Raw genomic sequence first — 18,166 nt, forward strand, 5'->3', positions numbered from 1 at the left:
AGAACGTGGAAGAAATGCTCCAGCGGTTGTTCACTGCTGGAGCATTTGATTTTATGCAGAAGTTGTCTTTCAATATTCAACCGGATTTAAATGAAAGCCTTCACCGCTATTCCGTTCTTTTGAAGCTCTTCTTTAATATATCTTGCAAAATCTGCCGCATGCTCACCATCGCCATGAATACATACGGTATCGGCGCGCAGATGCACATCAACACCTTGGCGGGATTTGACTTTGCCTTCTTCGATCATCCTAACCACTTGCTGTACGGCTTCATCTTTGTCCGTAATCAATGCATTTGGCTTGTTTCTGGAAGTCAAGGTTCCATCCATTTGATATGTCCGGTCGGCAAAAACTTCGTGAGCTGTTGTCAGCCCTATTTTTTCTCCCGCTTTTGTTAATTCGCTGGAAGCAAGGCCAAATAAAATCAGGTCAGGTGAGATGTCGTATACCGCTTTCGCGATGGCCTCCGCAATTTCAGGGTCTCTTGCCGCCATATTATAAAGGGCTCCATGGGGTTTTACGTGCTGCATCTTTTCTCCTTCAATGGCCAGAAATGCCTGCAAAGCCCCTACTTGATAGACCACCATGTCATAAGCTTCCTGATAAGTGATCGCCATTTCGCGGCGCCCAAATCCGACCAAATCCGGCAAACCCGGGTGGGCACCGATTTTTACGCCGTGTTCGATCGCCATTTTAACCGTCTCCCTCATGACGGAAGGGTCTCCGGCATGAAAACCGCAGGCAATGTTGGCGGATGTCACATATTTTAAAATTTCCTTTTGATTCGGGAGTGTATATCTTCCGAAATCTTCCCCAATATCGCAATTTAAATCAATCGATGTCACGAACAAAACCCCCTCATTAATATGAAAGTTGTTAAAGGCTGGACTGAAATGTTAAAAAGTTGTTATGAAAAGATAAACAAAAAATGGAAGTTGTTCAATGGATTTATGGAAAATATAACATATCATCATTTGTTTTGATATAATTTTTTTACTATTTTATCAAGTGGGGGGACTATCGGAGCCATGGCTGTCCAATTCAAGCCTCTCGGAGACCAGGCGGTGCTGGTCTATTTTGGCAATATCATTTCGGAAGAAGTACATAACTCGATCAAAAAGTTTATGTACACCCTTGAAAAAAACTGGGTCGACGGTCTCGTAGAAATGGTGCCCGGCTATACGAATGTTTGTGTTTATTATGATGTCATGAAAGTTGCCGGGTGGGAAATGGAAGGACATTCTCCTTACGAAAAAATAGTTTGCTATCTTCGGGCTTTATTGCATGAAGAAACGGAAATGCCGGTTGAAAACAGCCGAATCATTGAAATACCGGTTTGTTATGGGGGAATTTATGGTCCGGATTTGGAGGAAATTGCCCGTTATCATCATTTGTCAGAGCAACAAGTCATTCAGATACATAGCGGGAAGGAGTATCTTGTTTATATGCTCGGGTTTGCACCCGGGTTTGCATTTTTGGGAGGGCTGGATGAACGGATTGCGACTCCCCGCAAAGACACCCCCCGTTTGAAAATTCCGCCGGGATCTGTGGGAATAGCAGGCAGGCAAACGGGCATCTATCCCCTTGAAACCCCTGGCGGATGGCAAATTATTGGACGGACGCCTTTGCAATTGTTTCTTCCGGATCAAAATCCGCCGGCGTTGTTGCGTACAGGAGATCGGATCCGTTTTGTTCCGATTACGGAAAAAGAATTTAGGGAACTGGCAGGTGAAGCTTAAATGACATTGACGATCCTGAAACCCGGTCTAATGACAACGGTACAGGACCTTGGAAGAATCGGATTCCGGCAATATGGCGTCATTGTCGGGGGAGCCATGGATGCTGTATCCTACAGGATTGGAGAAATGCTGTTGCAGCAACAACCCCAAGCCGCTTTGGAATTCACTTTGGCCGGGCCCACCGTCCGGTTCAACTGTAATGCAGTATTTTGTTTAACAGGCGCCAATTTCGAGCCCATTTTAAATGATAGGCCATGCACGATGTGGAAACCCGTGTTTGCCGAAAAGGGAAGCATTTTGAAATTGTCTTCCTGCCGGGAAGGGGCGAGGGGGTATTTGCATATAAAAGGAGGAATTCAAGTCGAAAAAATATTAAATAGCTGCAGCACTTATATACGTGCAGGGATTGGCGGATTCAAGGGGCGTCCTCTGAAAAAGGGGGATGAACTTCCCGTCCGGGAATCCGTGCCGTCCCAAAAAGGGAAATGGGGGATACTGCCAACAAACGGTCCCTCCTTTCACCAGGATGTTGTCATTCGGGTCGTAAAGGGCACGGAATTCGACCGATTTACGGAAGAAAGCAAGAAAGCATTTTTCCAAAATGCCTATAAAGTATCAAAAGACGCCGATCGAATGGGCTATCGTTTAATTGGGGAAGCCCCCCTTGCTACAATCGAATCATTCAATTTATTATCGGAAGCGGTGACTTTTGGGACCATCCAGGTGCCTCCAAACGGCCAGCCGATCATCTTGATGGCTGATTGCCAAACGACCGGCGGCTATCCGAAAATCGCGCAGGTGGTTTCCGTAGATTTGCCGAAGCTGGCGCAGCTCCAGCCTTTTTCAAAAATTCGTTTTCAACTCATTTCATTGGAAGAAGCGCAGAGGCTAAAAATACGGCAGGAAAAAGCTTTAAAACTGCTGGAGTCGTTAATCAGTCATTCATCTTGAATTTTTTGCGGATTTTTTAATCTGGTATAGTTCTTTCGTAAATGATTTATTAATTAAATTGCAGTGGAAAAGAAAGTATGATATTAATGATAATAATAACCATTCTCAACACGTGAAGGGGTAGTATGCATGTATACTGTAACGAACCGAATCAAAGTGAAAAAAGGTTTTGCCAAAAAAATGGCTCCAAGATTTACCCAACCCGGTCCATTGTTAACTTTTAAAGGATTCAGAAAAGTGGAAGTGCTGGTCAGCGAGCAATTTGAAGATTATGATGAAATGAGCGTGGTCATGTATTGGGATACTTTGGAGGATTTCAAAGCATGGAGAGACAGTGAAACCTTCAGGGAAGCGCATAAACGGCCAGGCAACGGGGGCGGGGAAAGCCCAACCATTGACAATGTGGTAGTGATTGCAGAAGTGGCTTCCATATTAGAAAATAAATAATCATCTTGAAAGAGCCATCTTCAGGAATTGGATGGCTCTTTTGCTTTGCTGCGATATTCATTATAGACCTTATAAGCTTCATCGATGGACTGTTTGATCATTTTATCGAATGTATCGGTGGAATTTAATTCTTTCACTGCTGCTTTAACAAATTTTGATTGATCTTCCAAAAAACGTTGAATTTCTTTCTCCGAACCTAAGTGAGAATCAAAATAGATGTGGTGCTTGTTTCGCTCCGCCATATAGGACAAATGATTTTTTTTCATTACATCAAGAATCCACTGATTCAAACCTGTAGCCATTTGAAGAGAAATGATGTAATATAATAACTCAGGGCGATTTTCGCGCGCTTTTAACTGATTAAAATGGACATTTTCTTGAAGAGCATTTAAGATAACGAAATTTGAGGAGTAGTATAGGGTCTTTTCTGCAGAGTGTATGATATGATATTTTTCGGGAAGCAATAGCAGCCATATATTAAATGCAATGATCCATGCATCGATGATATTGAGTGCCCCTTCTTTTACAAGATGATTGAATTCGCTATATTTTTTTGCGAGATTGTTAAATTGGTCTATATGATATTGTTCGATATACAGGATGCTTCGATCTACGGTGATTTCCCTATACATTTCCAACACCCCTTTGCATAAAAAATTATGTTATTATCCCCCGAAAATAAATGATTACTGATAAAATAATTCTATTAATAGTTTACCAAATTAATTTTCAAAGAATAGACAAATTTTTTAAAAATAATAAAAAAGATATATTTTATCGACATTTTTTGAAGTTTTTTTTCAATATTTTATAGTAAATCTAACTTACAATTGTTAAAAAAGTATGATGACAATAATATGTTGGAAAAAAATTTGCTAGATAAATGAAGAGCGGGCATTGCAGAGGAGGAGTAAAATGCAGTCTGTTTATACATTTAAACATATTGAACCTAAGAATAAGCGCAACCAAAACCCCGCAATTTTTTTGTTTCATGGATTGGGCAGCAATGAAGAAGATTTGCTGCAAATTGTTGGGGAAATCCAGGAAGTTTGCCATGTTTTCAGTTTAAGAGGACCAATTACCCATGACCCCGGATATGCTTTTTATACATTTGAAGAGGAGGGGAAGCCGTCGCAACACATTTTTGATAAAGTTGTCGCCGTAACAAGAGATTTTATTTTGCAGGCGATAGACGAATATCGGCTAGACCCGAAAAAGATTTTTGTTGCCGGCTTTAATCAAGGGGCAGTGATCGCTCAGACCCTATGTGTGGTAATGGGGAATAAAATTAAGGGTTGTGCGGCTTTGTCCGGCTATCTGCCGGATTTTGTGAAGGAACAATATTATAGACATAATATGGATGAAACGAGCGTTTTCATTTCCCATGGGGAATATGATTACGACTATCCAATCGCCTGGAGCCGGGAGAGCAAAGATTTCTTCGAAAAAAACGGTGCGAAAGTCATATATAAAACGTACCCTGTTGGTCATGGTGTTTCGACAGAGAATATGCATGATTTTATTCATTTTATTCTTGAAGAAATCAATGAATAAAGCTGACTTTCATCAGCTTTATTTTTTTCTGGAATGATAAATAATTTGTTTTTTCAAACTCGATTGGTTTATAAAGATAATTTGCCCTATTGTTGTTTGTATTCCTTTAAGTAAAGATCGCAGAAATAATGCAGGATTTCTTCTCCTTTTTCATCCACAAGCGTCTTTTCCTTCAGTTTCATTGTTACAGCCGTTTGATCGGGGATGAGCCGGTCATTTTCAAAAATTAATTGAATCAATATTTTCCCTGTCGTGGAAAGTTCCTCTTTTTGTTTATCCGTCAGCTGCAAATCGTCAAACAGAGGCTCCTGCCAAGTGCCTTTCACCATCAAAAGATGCTCGTCCTGATTTTTTTCATATTCCCATTGGACATCACGTAGAATAGTTTTAAATAATTCTTCCACCGTAAAAGTAGCACCCTTGTATTCAATTTCAGATTCCCGCAAAGAAAAAGCATCGATCGTTAAACCGCTTTTCGCTTTTTCCGCTTGTGTTTGAATGCCAGAAATCGCATCTTTAATACTGCTGCATCCACTTAATAAAAAAATGGAACAAACCACTGCAATGAAAAGATGATATTTCCTCATGTATACCCCCCTAGAGTTCGAACTATTCATCATTCTCCATGATAACGAAAAAATCATCTTTGGATTAGGGTTTTTTAGAAAATTCCTTTAAATTTTAAAAGAGAAGGGAAGTTTTGATGAAAATCAATGATGAATTATTGGAAAAGTTAGGGGTTTATTTTGTCTATCATGATATTTACAACCGTTACGGCATACCCTTTGAAACATTTGTGGAACGGTGGGTGAGGGAAATCATCGATTTGTATATAAACAGTGAGAAAACATGAAAAAATCGCTAGGCTGTTCAAAAAACGGACAAGCCTAGCGATTGTCTTAGAAATGTCGCATAATCCATTCGTTTGCTTCTTTCCAGTCCCGCACCCGTATGACATTTGACGGAATGGCTTTCCGGTTGTACGGGGTATCAAATAAAAGTACGGGAATTTTCAGTTCTTCCGCCAGTTCCACCGCATTATCATGTTTATCTTCAAAGAAAACTTCGATGCGGTGTTTTTTCGCCGCTTCCAATTTATCATGGCTGCCAATCAGTTCAATATGATCATAAGGAACCTGGTGCTGTTCAAACCACCGTTTTGTAATATCATATAAAGTATTGTCACGGGCGGATATATAATACAATTCATACTGCTTGTGCCAGTTTTTCAAAATGCTTTGGGCATCTTTTGCAATTTGGCTTACAGAGTATAGATATGGTTCATTTTCTTTAAACCATCTTGCGAACTCTTTCCGATCCACGGGATGGGGGAATGCGCTCAAAAAATCATATTCAACGACATCATCGAGGACGATATTCGTTTTATACTGTTTATTGATATGTGGAATCAACGTATCAGGAGCAGTCACTGTTCCGTCGATATCGATCCCGAAACGAGGTTTAACCGGCTTCATTAAACCCCTCCTAATGAATTAGATTTGTTGTTTTTCCCTTTCCGCCAATTTCTCTGCCGCCAATTTGTCGATTTCTTTTTTCAATTCTTCAACCATTGTTTCTTCCGGCACCTTGCGCACGGTTTTTCCTTTCATAAAGAGGAGGCCTTCGCCTCGGGCGCCGGCAATGCCGATATCCGCTTCTCTTGCTTCACCAGGTCCGTTGACCGCGCAACCCAAAACCGCGACTTTCAACGGAACGTTTAATTTGGAAATATATTCTTCGATTTCGTTGGCGATGGAAATCAAATCAATTTCAATCCGTCCGCAAGTCGGACAAGAAACCAATGTGGCCATATTGGATGCAAGACCAAAGGCTTTCAACAATTCCCTTGCAACTTTCACTTCCTCAACCGGGTCCGCTGAAAGGGAGATGCGGATTGTGTTGCCGATTCCCCTTGAAAGTAGGGCCCCCAGACCTGCGGCGGATTTGATTGTGCCGGAAAAGAGCGTTCCGGATTCTGTAATCCCGAGATGCAATGGATAATCGAAGGTGCGGGCAGCCTTTTCATAAGCTTCAATGGCAAGGTTGACGTCGGACGCTTTCATGGAAACAATAATGTCATGGAAATCTAAATCTTCAAGTATTCTTATATGATGCAAAGCAGATTCGATCATGCCATCTGCTGTTGGATAGCCGTATTTCTCCAAAATATGCCGTTCCAAGGAACCCGCATTGACACCAATCCGGATTGGGACCCCTCTTTCTTTTGCCGCTTTTACAACGGCTTCCACTTTTTCACGGCGTCCGATATTCCCGGGATTGATGCGCACTTTATCGATGCCGTTTTCAATCGCCATTAATGCGAGTTTATAGTTAAAATGAATATCCGCCACTAGCGGGATATGGATGCGTTTCTTGATTTCAGGAATCGCAGCCGCTGCCCGTTCGTCTGGAACAGCAACCCTTACAAGCTGGCATCCTGCTTCTTCTAGCCGCAATATTTCAGCGACAGTTGCTTCAACATCATGGGTTTTGGTAGTACACATACTTTGGACAATGACTTCATTATTGCCGCCGATAGTCAAATTTCCTACACGTACCGGACGTGTTTTTGAACGATGAATAATTTCACTCATCAACAACTCTCTCCTTCTTGAGGTACTTTTCCCGTACCTTCACTTCCATTATTTTAGCAGTGTAAAAAAGTGTCGACAAGGAAGAAACATTTTATTTTTTGCATGGTCCGTTGCTGGAATAAATGGGTATTTTGATTAATTCGCCGGGTACGATGGCCTGCTTTTTTAAATGGGGATTGAATTTATAAAAATCTGCCATTCTCTCGGGCATAGAAATTCTCTCATCGGTAGGGTATTCGGCCAATAAGCTATGAACCGTATCCCCTTCTTTCGTAATGACCGGCACAGATTTGACGGCGAGCTGTTCATTGCATTCCTTTGTTTCGGAATAAGCTGCCAACGGAACAGTTCCCTCCGTCAAATCTATTTTAATGACTGTAATGATGATGATTACAACAGCGATTGATAGAAAAAGTCTCATAAAACAAAACCTCCTTGCTCCACTATATGAAGCAAGGAGGGATTCAGAACCTCGTTTTTTCTGTTTTCGGGTATTTTAACGAAGCAAGGATTAATAGAAAAATGGTAATGATGCAATTAATGGAAGTTGCAACCCAACTAGATACAGAAAAAAAGGAAAATAGAATGGAAAGCAGCGTCGGCCAGGTAATCGCGAAAGAGGTTGTCCGCCACATGTGCCGATATTCTCCGCGGCGTTTCAAAAGTTTCAAAAATACCGTTCCAGCCGCCGCATAGATGGAGATTCGGACAAACAATAAAACGGTGGAAGTAAAAAACAATAAAAAAAGGGCAAAAGGATAAAGCAGCCATTGGATATCTTTCACATATTGCTGCAACCCTTTAATTTGGACGGCCGTTTCCGAAACGCCCGTCAAAAATTGAATAAATGAAAAAATCGTCAGGACTGTAATAAGGATAAAAACATACTGGATGACTTTGCCGATCGGCAATATCCGATAAGCCGCAAGCTTAAATGGCTGAAATAAACTGTGCAAAAATAATTGCAGATGAGTAACCATTATTTTTTCTCCTCCATTGCAAGTGTAACACGAAACGGAAAAAAGAAAAAATCAACAAATTTGTGTATTTGAAACTTTTTTCATTCTTCCCCGTAAAAACAAATATGGAGGGAAATTGATGGAAATCATTGCATGGTTGTTGATTATTCTTTGTTTTATCGTCGCATTCATTGGATTGGTTTATCCGATTATTCCGTCCGTGTTGTTTTTGCTTTTGGGATTTTTGCTTTACGGATTGTTTTTCTCCTTTGCAGAGCTTTCCTGGTGGTTTTGGCTCACGGAAATCTTGTTCGTCATCCTGCTGTTTGCGGCGGATACCCTTGCCAATCTCGTCAGTGTGAAAAAGTTCGGCGGAACGAAGGCGGGACTTTGGGGCAGCACGATCGGATTATTGCTGGGCCCATTTGTCATACCGTTTTTGGGAATTCTGATCGGGCCTTTCTTGGGAGCCGTAATCGGCGAGTTCTTTTTTGCGGGCAGGGATTTTTATCAGGCTGTCCGGGCAGGAATCGGTTCGCTTGTCGGCTTTTTAACTTCCGTTGCAACGAAAAGCATCCTGCAATTGGTGATGATTATCATTTTTCTCATTGCAATTATTTAAAAAGCGTTTTTTGTATAAAAAGCCATTGGAACGGGAAAAGTAATGTTGGCAATAAGCATTTTATAAATGGCGGAAGTATTAATGAAACGGTTTTCGGTCAAAAGTCTGAAAATCCTTTCAAACCGGTGCGAAATAATTGAATGGCTACTTTTATTCTGCTAACCTTATAGAAGAGGTAAGAAATTACTGATTTATATAAAAGGAGGAAACTCTCATGGTATTTGAATTACCAAAATTACCTTACGCATATGATGCATTGGAACCTTATATTGATGCACAAACAATGGAAATTCACCATACGAAACACCATAACACGTATGTAACAAATTTAAATGCGGCTGTGGAAGGTACAGAATTTGCAAATAAAGACATCATTGAATTGATTTCAAATCTTGACGCTGTACCAGAAGAAAAACGTACTGCAGTGCGCAACAACGGCGGTGGACATGCCAACCACACATTATTCTGGGAAGTATTGACTCCTGGCGGTGCCAAAGCTCCTGCCGGCGAACTCGCTGCTGCAATCGATGCGAAATTCGGCAGCTTCGATGCGTTCAAAGATGAATTCTCAAAAGCTGCCGCAGGCCGTTTCGGTTCCGGTTGGGCTTGGTTGGTAGTGGATAAAAACGGCGAATTAAAAGTTACATCCACACCAAACCAAGATTCTCCATACATGGAAGGCGAAACACCAATCCTTGGTTTGGATGTTTGGGAACATGCTTACTACTTGAAATATCAAAACCGTCGTCCTGAATACATTGCCGCATTCTGGAATGTTGTAAACTGGGACGTTGTGGCTGAAAAATACGCTGCTGCGAAAAAATAATCCGCTTCTATAAAATCAGGGTCCATACTTCATGTATGGCCCTGATTTTTTTAGGAGAAATTTTGGAGGAACTTCCGCATAAATCGTGGAACTTGAGGCAGATTAAGTTCCATGGAGGTGACCGTTATGGCAAAGAAAAAAGAGAAACCATTGGACAGGGAAGAATACGGCTATGGTTATGATTTGAGCCCTGATGATTTGGATGTCATCGGCCAAAATGAACAGGAAAAAAAAGCCAATCAAAATGAAAACAAAGGAAAACCGTCGAGCAAGCAAAACCCATCCATTTTAAACGAGTAAAATACCGCAAACAAAACCGCAAGCTTCAAGGAAAACGTTTTTCCGGAGCGCTTGCGGTTTTTTAAATTGTCAACAACTTTATGCATCAATAGTTCTAAAATCCCTTATTTTTTCTTAAAGTATACCAATGAAAAGATAAGGGAGAGAGTAGATGGAAATTGATGGCGTTTTTTCTGGCGGTGGAGTAAAAGCCTTTGCCTTTGTCGGCGCCTATCAGGTGCTTACGGAAAAAGGATACACCTTTAAAAGGGTTGCGGGAACGAGTGCCGGCTCCATTGTGGCAGCTTTTATTGCGGCAGGGTACAACGTAAAAGAAATGGAAAAGGCACTCGAAGAATTGGACACAAAATCATTGCTTGATCCACCGAAATGTTCGAAAACTCTTCCCTTGTTAAAATGGTTGAATTTATATTTCCGTTTAGGTTTATATAAAGGAAGGATCCTGGAGAAATGGCTTTGCAAGAAATTGGGCGAAAAGGGTGTCCGTACGTTTGGCGACTTGCCGGAGGGGGCGCTGAAAGTCGTGGCATCGGATTTGTCAAATGGCCGAATGATTGTCATCCCCGATGATCTGCATTTATATGGCCAAGATTGGCGCGAGTTTTCCATTGCCAAGGCGCTGAGAATGAGCTGCGGAATCCCTTTTTTCTTTGAACCGGTGAAATTAAATACTGAAAAAGGGGATTCCATTTTCGTCGATGGCGGGGTATTAAGCAATTTTCCCCTATGGATTTATGATAACGGGAAAAGGGTCCGGCCGTTGTTGGGACTGAAACTCAGCAGCCCAATAACGGAAATCCATCCCCACAAAATAGGTAATGGTCTGCATTTGTTTGAAGCCTTGATCAAAGCGATGATGAACGCCCATGATAACCGGTACATCTCAAGAAGACATGAAAAAAATATCATCTTTATTCCCGTAGAGCATTACAATGCCGCCCAATTTGACCTGGATGATGAAGCGAAAAAGCATTTAATCCAACTGGGCAGAACAAAAACCGAGGAATTTTTGCAAAATTGGAGGCCGGTTGTATGAAATGCTCATAACTGAACGATTTTTTGGAATACTAAATACAAAACAGCAAATGGAGTGTTTGTGATGCCGAAAACAGAAAGGGAAATTGCCGAAAAAATCTTGAACGACAACTTGGTAGGGACGATGGCAACCATTGAAGGAAACAAACCCCATTCCCGCTATATGACGTTTTACAATGATGATTTTACTTTGTACACGGTGACAAGCAAAAAGACCCATAAGGTGGAAGAACTGTCGAAAAACCCTTATACGCACATTTTGATTGGTTATGATGGAAAAGGGTTTGGAGACTCTTACCTGGAAATCGAGGGGAAAGTGGAAATATCATCCGATGAAGGTATGAAAGAAAAAGTGTGGAACAAAATGCTGAGATTCTGGTTTGAAGGACCGGACGACCCGAACATGGTGGTCTTAAAAATTGTTCCTACCCAAATCCGGTTGATGAATTCAAAAGGGAAAGAACCAAAAATTGTTCCGATTTAACAGGTTTTGAAAAATTATCATCCAAACATTGGATGATAATTTTTTATTGTTAAAAAGAGGGTTATTGAAACCTGGAATTTTAACGAAACGTTACAAAAAATGAAAGAGGAAATTCCTTTTTTATCGAATTTAATAGTGTTATACTAAAATTTATGAAATGAGGCAGAAAGGAGGGGACCTATGAGAAAAATAAAGAAAAAAAGCAATAAAGGTTTTTCCGGTGTCAGCCTTTCATTCCGAATGAACGTATTGTTTATTTCGATTTTTATTTTGTTTTCGTTGCTGATTTTGCGCTTAGGGTATTTGCAAATCGTCAAAGGCGAAGAATACGTCCGGGAAGTGCAGCGTCAGGAAGAAGTCACTGTCAATACAAGTGCTCCACGGGGACGAATTTATGACCGCTATGGAAGAATCCTTGTGGATAATGAGCCGCAAAATGCGATTACATATACAAGAATGCCAAAGACGTCGCAAGACGAAATGTTGGAAATCGCAAAAAAACTGGCAAAATTGATTGACATGCCGACAGACCGCATCACAATCCGCGATAAACAGGATTTCTGGATTTTAAATCATAAAGAAGAAGCCTATTCGAAAGTATCCAAGGCGGAAGAAAAAAGAATTTTTGAAAAATATGATGATGAAAAAGCGGCGCAGGCAGAGATTGATAAATTGGTGAGAGAACGCATTAGCGATCAGGAATTGGCGGAGCTTTCCGACTTTGATTTGGAAGTGTTGGCGATTTATCGTGAAATGACATCCGGTTACTTTTTATCTCCTCAAATCATTAAAAGCGAGAACGTAACCGACGAGGAATTTGCCCGCGTGTCTGAACGGCTTTATGAATTGCCGGGAGTCAATACGACAACCGATTGGAAGCGGGTGAAATTGACGCCTTTAGCCATTCTTGGAAGAACCACTGTTCCAAGCAAGGGGATCCCTGAATCCAAATTGAATTATTATTTGGCGCGCGATTATGCCCGAAATGACCGGGTGGGGGAAAGCTATTTTGAAGCTCAATACGAGGAGCTTTTGCAAGGCCGGAAATCCGTTGTAAAAAATGTCACGAACAAAAAAGGGGAAGTGATTGATACAATCACTACCTTTGCCGGAGAACCCGGAAAGGATTTGGTGACAACCATCGATATTGAATTGCAAAAAGCCGCCGAAGAAATTGTGGAAAAATATTTGCGGGAACTAAAAACCTATGGAGGTTCCTCCCTGTTGGACCGCGCCTTTTTCATCATGATGAATCCGAATACCGGTGAAATTCTCGCGATGGTCGGCAAAAAAATCGAAAAGGATCCGGAAACCGGAAAACAATATATTGCCGATTTTTCATACGGCGCTTTCACCACTTCCTATGAGGTAGGTTCCACAGTAAAAGCTGCCACTTTGTTGATGGCGTATAAAGAAGGAGTCATTGAACCAGGCACGGTTTTAATTGACCAGCCAATCAAACTTGCAGGTACAAATCCGAAAAGTTCCATCTTCAACAGGGGAGGGGCAATTCGGATGAACGATTTAGCAGCGCTGGAACGCTCTTCAAACTCTTACATGTTCCAGGTTGCTTTGAAATTGAATGGTACCAGCTATCGATATAACATGGGATTGAGATTAAAAGAAGATACATTGCAAAGAATGAGAAACGGCTATGCCGAATTTGGATTAGGCGTTCCTACCGGGATTGATTTGCCAAACGAGGTGGCCGGCTATAAAGGAATATTGGATAGACCAGGTAAAATTTTGGACTTGGCCATCGGACAGTTTGATACCTATACCCCATTGCAACTGGCTCAATACATTTCGACAATCGCCAACGGAGGCTATCGTGTGCAGCCGCGGCTGTTAAAAGAAATCCATGAACCTTCCGCGGACGGAAAAACATTGGGTCCTCTTGTTGAAGAAATTCAGCCGAAAATCCTGAACCGGATTTCCAATTCGGAAAAAGAAATCAATCATGTTAAACAGGGGCTTCGGAGAGTGTATATCGGCAGCCAAGGTACAGCCCGCGCATATTTTGCCAACGCCCCTTACACTGCTGCCGGGAAAACCGGGACAGCGGAAACGCATTATACCGGTCCAATAAAAGAAAGAATCGGCACGTATACAATCAATGTGGCCCATGTGGGATTTGCACCGTTCGATCATCCGGAAGTGGCTTATGCCGTGGTGATTCCTTGGGCGACGACAGGCGATCGGTATATTAATCAAAACAGCAAAATTGCTCGAGAAATATTAGATAAATATTTTGAGTTGAAATATAAATACGCCAGCAGCAATATCAGCGATCAGGCAGTCAATAAACAAATTTTGCTTCCAACTTCGGAGGAAAAAATAGATGAAAACACAAAAGAGCAAACAGTAAATGAGTAGTGGCCGCAGTACATTGATACTGCGGTTTTTTTTTCTTTAAGAAGACCTTAAAGTAAAACACTATGGCTTTCTATTTTTGTTTCCAACCGTGGAAGAATGAAATCTTTACATTTTCTTAACAAACCGTTTATATGCCATCAATAAATGAACTTTATAGTGGACATTGTAAGATAACTTACTATAGAAGATGGGGGAAACATAGATGAAAAAGTGGAAGTATTTATCAATGACAGCATTACTTGGCTCCACATTGTTAATTGGAGCATGCGGAGGGGAAACAAGCGGAGAAGGGACAAACTCCGGGAATGGGATGGAACAGACGGAAAATGGGGAAGCCCAATTGACAGGTTCTGTGTCAGGGGACGGTTCATCCACAGTTGCTCCGATTACTGAGGCTTTAGTCGAAGAATACAAGGCTGTACAGCCGAATGTACAAGTTTCCGTTGGGGTTTCCGGAACCGGCGGGGGATTTGAAAAATTCATTGCCGGAGAAACGGATTTCTCCAACGCTTCAAGAGAAATGAAGGAAGAGGAGGCAAGGGCTCTGGAGGAAGCCGGCATCGAATTTACAAAATTCGAAATCGCTTATGATGGCATTACAGTTGTCGTCAATGCGGAAAATGATTGGGCGAAGAATTTAACCATCGAACAATTAAAAGAAATTTGGATTGAAGATGGAAAAGCGAAAAAATGGTCGGATATTGATCCATCCTGGCCGGATGAAGAAATCGTTTATTATGCACCCGGAACAGATTCAGGAACATTCGACTATTTCGATGAAGTCGTTTTAGAAGGGGAAGATTTGGTCCGCTCTGCGCAATTATCGGAAGATGACAATGTGATTGTGCAAGGAGTCGCTTCCGATCCATACGCAATTGGCTTTTTTGGATATGCGTACTACCTGGAAAACAAAGACCGATTAAAAGCTGTGAAGGTAAACGGGGTGGAACCGACAAGGGAAGCCATAGAAAAAGGGGAGTATACTCCGCTTTCCCGACCGTTATTCGTATTTGTAAACAATGCAAAAATCAAGGACAGCGAAGCCTTTTATGATTTCATGAAATTTTTGTTGGAAAACGCGGGGGATATGGCTGAAGCTGTCGGGTATATCCGTTTGCCGGAAGAAAAATACGAAGAAGGTCTGAAAAAGTTGGATGCAATCAAATAAATTGTTGAATGTGCGGGGAGACCAGCCTCCTCGTTTTCTTCATCGGGAAGGGAGTTGACATGAATGGCTCAAGATATTGGGAGAGTACATGTGATCCGGCATTTGATAGAGAAATCCCGGGACAGAAAGATCAAAAAAATGATAGAGAAGATGATGCCAATCCTCTTAGTGCTCGCGGCGTCAGTATGTATCGCAACAACATTCGGCATTTTGTTTACGCTTGTTTTTGAGACTTTTGAATTTTTTCAAAGAGTATCCATTATTGAGTATTTCTTCGGAACAGAATGGTATCCCTTTTCAAGCGGCAACCCTTCCTTTGGGGTATTGCCGTTGATCATGGGAACTTTAAAAGTAACGATCATTGCAATGATTGTAGCCGTACCATTCGGTTTAGCCGTGGCAATTTATTTAAGTGAGTATGCATCCGGGAGGACAAGAAAATTTATCAAACCGGTTTTGGAAATATTGGCAGGTGTGCCGACAATCGTTTACGGTTTTTTTGCTTTGACTTTTGTCACTCCGATTTTGCAAATATTCATTCCATCCCTGAAATTATTCAACGCCATTAGTCCGGGAATTGTGGTGGGAATGATGATTTTGCCCAGCATCATTTCATTATCCGAAGACGCCATGAATGCCGTGCCAAACGCCATTCGGGAAGGCGCTCTTGCGCTGGGGGCGACAAAGCTGGAGGTTGCTTTAAAAGTCGTTCTTCCCGCAGCGTTTTCCGGAATCATTGCCTCCATTGTATTGGCGATTTCCAGGGCAATCGGAGAAACGATGATTGTAACTCTTGCCGGCGGCGCAATGCCAAGTTTTGATTTCAGTGTTACCGGATCGATTCAAACAATGACCGCCTATATTGTTCAAGTATCTTCGGGGGACGCCGGTTACGGTACAGCGATTTATTATTCGATGTACGCCGTCGGATTTACATTGTTTATATTCACTTTGCTGATGAATTTCATTGCCCATAAGATTTCGAAACGCTTCAGGGAGGAGTATTAACCGGATGAAATATATGGATGAAACGGCCGTATTAAAACAAATAAAGTCCCGCATCAGAAAAAATAACATTTGGAAAAGCGTTTTTTTCATCGCAACCATTTTAGCGTTGCTCGCACTGGCCATGTTGATTGGAAGAATTATTTCCCAAGGTGCAAGCTTCATAGATTGGGATTTTTTCACTAATTTCAGCTCCCGTTTCCCGGAAAAAGCCGGAATTAAGGCGGCTTTAGTCGGGTCGATTTATCTGATGTTGGTCGTGGCGCCGACATCCGTCATCCTTGGTGTGGCAACCGCCGTTTATTTGGAAGAGTATGCGAAGAAGAATCGTTTCAATGATTTCATACGCGCAAATATTTCCAACCTGGCCGGTGTGCCATCCGTTGTCTTTGGGCTTTTAGGCCTGACAATTTTTGTCCGGATGCTGGGTTTAGGGAAAAGTATATTGGCAGCGGGATTGACGATGAGTCTATTAATTTTGCCGGTGATTATTGTGGCCGCCCAAGAGGCGATTCGCACAGTCCCGAAAGAGCAGCGGGAAGCTTCCTACGCGATGGGGGCCACGAAATGGCAAACAGTCTTCTGTGTCGTGTTGCCTGCAGCCCTGCCCGGAATCCTGACAGGAAGCATCTTGGCTTTATCCAGGGCCATTGGGGAGACTGCTCCGCTGGCCGTCATGGGTATTCCGGTAATTATACATTTCTTGCCAGATGGATTGTTGAGCGAGTTTACCGCTTTGCCGATGCAAATCTATGATTGGGCAAAAAGGCCGCAGGAAGCGTTCCAATCCGTTGCGGCCGCGGGGATTATCGTCTTAATGATCATCCTTGTGTTGATGAACTCTGTTGCGGTGATGATCCGAAATAAATTCCAAAAACGATATTAAGGATGTGTGAAAATGGTTCAAACAATGAGTAATGGTGAATTAAAAATCGTAACTGTTGCCGAAAGGAATCCATATGGACTTAAAGAACCGCGGGCAAAAAAGAAAACATCTGTTTTCTCGGCGAGGAATTTTCAACTTTGGTATGGGGAACACCATGTGTTAAAAGATATCCAGTTAGATGTGAAGGAAAATGAAGTGACGGCCATCATCGGACCATCCGGATGCGGCAAATCCACATTTATTAAATCATTGAACCGCATGGTGGAACTTGTACCATCCGTGAAAACGAATGGCGAAATTATATATCGAGGACGCAATATTTTTGACGCCGATTTTGCTGTGGAGGAACTTCGCACAAAAGTGGGCATGGTTTTCCAAAAACCTAATCCATTTCCGAAATCCATTTACGATAATGTGGCATATGGGCCAAGAATCCATGGAATAAAAAATAAAAAACTGCTGGATGAGATTGTGGAAAAGTCTTTGAGAGGCGCGGCCATTTGGGACGAAGTGAAGGACCGGCTAAACGATCATGCATACCGTCTTTCCGGGGGGCAGCAGCAGCGGCTTTGCATCGCGCGGTGCTTGGCGATTGAACCGGACGTGATTTTAATGGACGAACCGACTTCCGCCCTGGATCCCATTTCGACATTAAAAGTGGAGGAACTCATACTGGAATTAAAGAAACAGTTTTCTATCATAATAGTGACCCATAATATGCAGCAAGCCGCCCGCATCTCGGAAAAAACCGCCTTTTTCCTAAATGGGGAAGTGGTGGAATTTGACCGCACAGATAAAATATTCTCGACTCCCCGCGACAAACGTACGGAAGATTATATTTCCGGACGCTTCGGCTGATGAAGGAAGAGGGGTTCATGAGCATTCGGGATAGGTTTGAATATGAATTGGAATCGTAACCTTATGGCACAGAAATTTGTATATAAATGCCTTTTTCATAGGTTTTTATTGAATTATCAAAAAGTTTATAATAAAATAATTTCAACCATATACGGAAGCAATGATGAAAAAGAGTAGCATGATGGATTTGCTGAAGAGAGCTAGCGGCTGGTGCGAGCTAGTGCAAACCATGATGTGAATGGGCTTTCTAGCTCCGGCGCTGAACTTTCAGTAGGCGTCGGCGTATGGTTGACGTTACAAACCTAAAGTGGACATAAGCATGTCTTATGTCAATAAAGGTGGTACCACGGCTCCCCGTCCTT

General features: G+C 42.0%; 22 protein-coding genes and 1 other annotated feature (1 of these 23 cut by a window edge). Of the genes, 15 read left to right on the forward strand and 7 right to left on the reverse strand.

Going from position 1 to position 18,166, the window contains the following annotated elements:
- Positions 1-86: 86 nt before the first annotated feature.
- Positions 87-845 (reverse strand): 5-oxoprolinase subunit PxpA, encoded by a 759-nt coding sequence (pxpA, locus tag NST62_RS05285; protein ID WP_141600859.1) that lies wholly within the window; start codon positions 843-845, stop codon positions 87-89.
- Between the two features lie 183 nt (positions 846-1,028).
- On the opposite strand from pxpA, the gene pxpB reads away from it, so the two are divergent.
- The 3 genes from pxpB to NST62_RS05300 all read left to right on the forward strand — a co-directional run bounded on the left by pxpB (position 1,029) and on the right by NST62_RS05300 (position 3,137).
- On the forward strand, positions 1,029-1,739 hold the full coding sequence (gene pxpB, locus NST62_RS05290; protein ID WP_141600858.1) for a 5-oxoprolinase subunit PxpB: 711 nt from the start codon (positions 1,029-1,031) through the stop codon (positions 1,737-1,739).
- Positions 1,740-2,690, forward strand: coding sequence for a biotin-dependent carboxyltransferase family protein (locus NST62_RS05295; RefSeq protein ID WP_141600857.1), 951 nt, complete (start codon positions 1,740-1,742; stop codon positions 2,688-2,690). It begins immediately after the preceding gene.
- Between the two features lie 129 nt (positions 2,691-2,819).
- Positions 2,820-3,137 (forward strand): heme oxygenase, encoded by a 318-nt coding sequence (locus tag NST62_RS05300; RefSeq protein WP_141600856.1) that lies wholly within the window; start codon positions 2,820-2,822, stop codon positions 3,135-3,137.
- Positions 3,138-3,157: 20 nt separating this feature from the next.
- Here NST62_RS05300 and NST62_RS05305 read toward each other — a convergent pair whose 3' ends face one another.
- On the reverse strand, positions 3,158-3,769 hold the full coding sequence (locus NST62_RS05305; RefSeq protein ID WP_328215349.1) for a hypothetical protein: 612 nt from the start codon (positions 3,767-3,769) through the stop codon (positions 3,158-3,160).
- A 283-nt stretch (positions 3,770-4,052) separates the two neighbouring features.
- Between NST62_RS05305 and NST62_RS05310 the strand changes: the two genes are divergently transcribed.
- A complete protein-coding gene (locus tag NST62_RS05310) occupies positions 4,053-4,691 on the forward strand; it encodes an esterase (protein ID WP_141600854.1) in 639 nt (212 codons plus the stop codon).
- An 86-nt stretch (positions 4,692-4,777) separates the two neighbouring features.
- On the opposite strand, the gene NST62_RS05315 is transcribed toward NST62_RS05310, so the two are convergent.
- Positions 4,778-5,278: a 23S rRNA methyltransferase gene (locus tag NST62_RS05315; RefSeq protein WP_141600853.1), complete on the reverse strand. Its 501-nt coding sequence runs from the start codon at positions 5,276-5,278 to the stop codon at positions 4,778-4,780.
- 116 nt (positions 5,279-5,394) lie between these two features.
- Between NST62_RS05315 and NST62_RS05320 the strand changes: the two genes are divergently transcribed.
- Positions 5,395-5,544, forward strand: a complete 150-nt coding sequence (locus NST62_RS05320; RefSeq protein WP_342463204.1) for a hypothetical protein — start codon at positions 5,395-5,397, stop codon at positions 5,542-5,544.
- A gap of 46 nt (positions 5,545-5,590) precedes the next feature.
- On the opposite strand, the gene NST62_RS05325 is transcribed toward NST62_RS05320, so the two are convergent.
- The 4 genes from NST62_RS05325 to NST62_RS05340 all read right to left on the reverse strand — a co-directional run bounded on the left by NST62_RS05325 (position 5,591) and on the right by NST62_RS05340 (position 8,265).
- On the reverse strand, positions 5,591-6,166 hold the full coding sequence (locus NST62_RS05325) for a hypothetical protein (RefSeq protein WP_141600852.1): 576 nt from the start codon (positions 6,164-6,166) through the stop codon (positions 5,591-5,593).
- 18 nt (positions 6,167-6,184) lie between these two features.
- Complete coding sequence (ispG, locus tag NST62_RS05330) at positions 6,185-7,285, reverse strand: flavodoxin-dependent (E)-4-hydroxy-3-methylbut-2-enyl-diphosphate synthase (protein WP_141600851.1); 1,101 nt, start codon at positions 7,283-7,285, stop codon at positions 6,185-6,187.
- A gap of 91 nt (positions 7,286-7,376) precedes the next feature.
- Complete coding sequence (locus NST62_RS05335; protein ID WP_328215354.1) at positions 7,377-7,706, reverse strand: hypothetical protein; 330 nt, start codon at positions 7,704-7,706, stop codon at positions 7,377-7,379.
- Between the two features lie 43 nt (positions 7,707-7,749).
- Positions 7,750-8,265 carry a DUF1189 family protein gene (locus NST62_RS05340; RefSeq protein WP_141600849.1) on the reverse strand — a complete coding sequence of 172 codons (516 nt, stop codon included), beginning with the start codon at positions 8,263-8,265 and terminating at the stop codon, positions 7,750-7,752.
- A 118-nt stretch (positions 8,266-8,383) separates the two neighbouring features.
- Between NST62_RS05340 and NST62_RS05345 the strand changes: the two genes are divergently transcribed.
- The 10 genes from NST62_RS05345 to pstB all read left to right on the forward strand — a co-directional run bounded on the left by NST62_RS05345 (position 8,384) and on the right by pstB (position 17,804).
- Positions 8,384-8,866, forward strand: coding sequence for a DUF456 family protein (locus NST62_RS05345; RefSeq protein WP_141600848.1), 483 nt, complete (start codon positions 8,384-8,386; stop codon positions 8,864-8,866).
- A gap of 214 nt (positions 8,867-9,080) precedes the next feature.
- Complete coding sequence (locus tag NST62_RS05350; protein WP_141600847.1) at positions 9,081-9,692, forward strand: superoxide dismutase; 612 nt, start codon at positions 9,081-9,083, stop codon at positions 9,690-9,692.
- A gap of 126 nt (positions 9,693-9,818) precedes the next feature.
- The gene (locus NST62_RS05355) at positions 9,819-9,992 is read left to right on the forward strand and encodes a hypothetical protein (protein WP_342463205.1); all 174 of its coding nucleotides are present in this window, start codon (positions 9,819-9,821) and stop codon (positions 9,990-9,992) included.
- 151 nt (positions 9,993-10,143) lie between these two features.
- Positions 10,144-11,028, forward strand: coding sequence for a patatin-like phospholipase family protein (locus NST62_RS05360; RefSeq protein WP_141600846.1), 885 nt, complete (start codon positions 10,144-10,146; stop codon positions 11,026-11,028).
- A gap of 63 nt (positions 11,029-11,091) precedes the next feature.
- Positions 11,092-11,511 carry a pyridoxamine 5'-phosphate oxidase family protein gene (locus NST62_RS05365; protein WP_141600845.1) on the forward strand — a complete coding sequence of 140 codons (420 nt, stop codon included), beginning with the start codon at positions 11,092-11,094 and terminating at the stop codon, positions 11,509-11,511.
- 180 nt (positions 11,512-11,691) lie between these two features.
- Positions 11,692-13,887 (forward strand): penicillin-binding protein 2, encoded by a 2,196-nt coding sequence (locus NST62_RS05370; protein WP_141600844.1) that lies wholly within the window; start codon positions 11,692-11,694, stop codon positions 13,885-13,887.
- Between the two features lie 202 nt (positions 13,888-14,089).
- A complete protein-coding gene (locus NST62_RS05375; protein WP_141600843.1) occupies positions 14,090-15,055 on the forward strand; it encodes a PstS family phosphate ABC transporter substrate-binding protein in 966 nt (321 codons plus the stop codon).
- Positions 15,056-15,118: 63 nt separating this feature from the next.
- A complete protein-coding gene (gene pstC, locus NST62_RS05380) occupies positions 15,119-16,063 on the forward strand; it encodes a phosphate ABC transporter permease subunit PstC (RefSeq protein WP_328219680.1) in 945 nt (314 codons plus the stop codon).
- Between the two features lie 4 nt (positions 16,064-16,067).
- Entirely contained in the window at positions 16,068-16,946 is an 879-nt protein-coding gene (pstA, locus tag NST62_RS05385; protein WP_141600841.1) for a phosphate ABC transporter permease PstA, read from the forward strand.
- Between the two features lie 24 nt (positions 16,947-16,970).
- A complete protein-coding gene (pstB, locus tag NST62_RS05390; RefSeq protein WP_281279175.1) occupies positions 16,971-17,804 on the forward strand; it encodes a phosphate ABC transporter ATP-binding protein PstB in 834 nt (277 codons plus the stop codon).
- 151 nt (positions 17,805-17,955) lie between these two features.
- Positions 17,956-18,166, forward strand: a binding site (T-box leader); it runs 3 nt beyond the window's last position.

The sequence above is a fragment of the Ureibacillus sp. FSL K6-8385 genome, from assembly GCF_038593155.1.
Taxonomy (GTDB): Bacteria; Bacillota; Bacilli; order Bacillales_A; family Planococcaceae; genus Ureibacillus; species Ureibacillus terrenus.

What these genes read in the sequence shown, in the direction of transcription:
- NST62_RS05340 (WP_141600849.1), bottom strand. Translation starts at nt 8,265, where the DNA reads ATGGTTACTCATCTGCAATTATTTTTGCACAGTTTATTTCAGCCATTT.
- NST62_RS05375 (WP_141600843.1), top strand. Translation starts at nt 14,090, where the DNA reads ATGAAAAAGTGGAAGTATTTATCAATGACAGCATTACTTGGCTCCACA.
- NST62_RS05325 (WP_141600852.1), bottom strand. Translation starts at nt 6,166, where the DNA reads ATGAAGCCGGTTAAACCTCGTTTCGGGATCGATATCGACGGAACAGTG.
- pstA (WP_141600841.1), top strand. Translation starts at nt 16,068, where the DNA reads ATGAAATATATGGATGAAACGGCCGTATTAAAACAAATAAAGTCCCGC.
- NST62_RS05320 (WP_342463204.1), top strand. Translation starts at nt 5,395, where the DNA reads ATGAAAATCAATGATGAATTATTGGAAAAGTTAGGGGTTTATTTTGTC.
- NST62_RS05350 (WP_141600847.1), top strand. Translation starts at nt 9,081, where the DNA reads ATGGTATTTGAATTACCAAAATTACCTTACGCATATGATGCATTGGAA.
- ispG (WP_141600851.1), bottom strand. Translation starts at nt 7,285, where the DNA reads ATGAGTGAAATTATTCATCGTTCAAAAACACGTCCGGTACGTGTAGGA.
- NST62_RS05310 (WP_141600854.1), top strand. Translation starts at nt 4,053, where the DNA reads ATGCAGTCTGTTTATACATTTAAACATATTGAACCTAAGAATAAGCGC.
- NST62_RS05360 (WP_141600846.1), top strand. Translation starts at nt 10,144, where the DNA reads ATGGAAATTGATGGCGTTTTTTCTGGCGGTGGAGTAAAAGCCTTTGCC.
- NST62_RS05345 (WP_141600848.1), top strand. Translation starts at nt 8,384, where the DNA reads ATGGAAATCATTGCATGGTTGTTGATTATTCTTTGTTTTATCGTCGCA.
- NST62_RS05365 (WP_141600845.1), top strand. Translation starts at nt 11,092, where the DNA reads ATGCCGAAAACAGAAAGGGAAATTGCCGAAAAAATCTTGAACGACAAC.
- NST62_RS05305 (WP_328215349.1), bottom strand. Translation starts at nt 3,769, where the DNA reads ATGTATAGGGAAATCACCGTAGATCGAAGCATCCTGTATATCGAACAA.
- pxpB (WP_141600858.1), top strand. Translation starts at nt 1,029, where the DNA reads ATGGCTGTCCAATTCAAGCCTCTCGGAGACCAGGCGGTGCTGGTCTAT.
- NST62_RS05355 (WP_342463205.1), top strand. Translation starts at nt 9,819, where the DNA reads ATGGCAAAGAAAAAAGAGAAACCATTGGACAGGGAAGAATACGGCTAT.
- NST62_RS05315 (WP_141600853.1), bottom strand. Translation starts at nt 5,278, where the DNA reads ATGAGGAAATATCATCTTTTCATTGCAGTGGTTTGTTCCATTTTTTTA.
- NST62_RS05295 (WP_141600857.1), top strand. Translation starts at nt 1,740, where the DNA reads ATGACATTGACGATCCTGAAACCCGGTCTAATGACAACGGTACAGGAC.
- pstC (WP_328219680.1), top strand. Translation starts at nt 15,119, where the DNA reads ATGGCTCAAGATATTGGGAGAGTACATGTGATCCGGCATTTGATAGAG.
- pstB (WP_281279175.1), top strand. Translation starts at nt 16,971, where the DNA reads ATGAGTAATGGTGAATTAAAAATCGTAACTGTTGCCGAAAGGAATCCA.
- NST62_RS05370 (WP_141600844.1), top strand. Translation starts at nt 11,692, where the DNA reads ATGAGAAAAATAAAGAAAAAAAGCAATAAAGGTTTTTCCGGTGTCAGC.
- NST62_RS05300 (WP_141600856.1), top strand. Translation starts at nt 2,820, where the DNA reads ATGTATACTGTAACGAACCGAATCAAAGTGAAAAAAGGTTTTGCCAAA.
- NST62_RS05335 (WP_328215354.1), bottom strand. Translation starts at nt 7,706, where the DNA reads ATGAGACTTTTTCTATCAATCGCTGTTGTAATCATCATCATTACAGTC.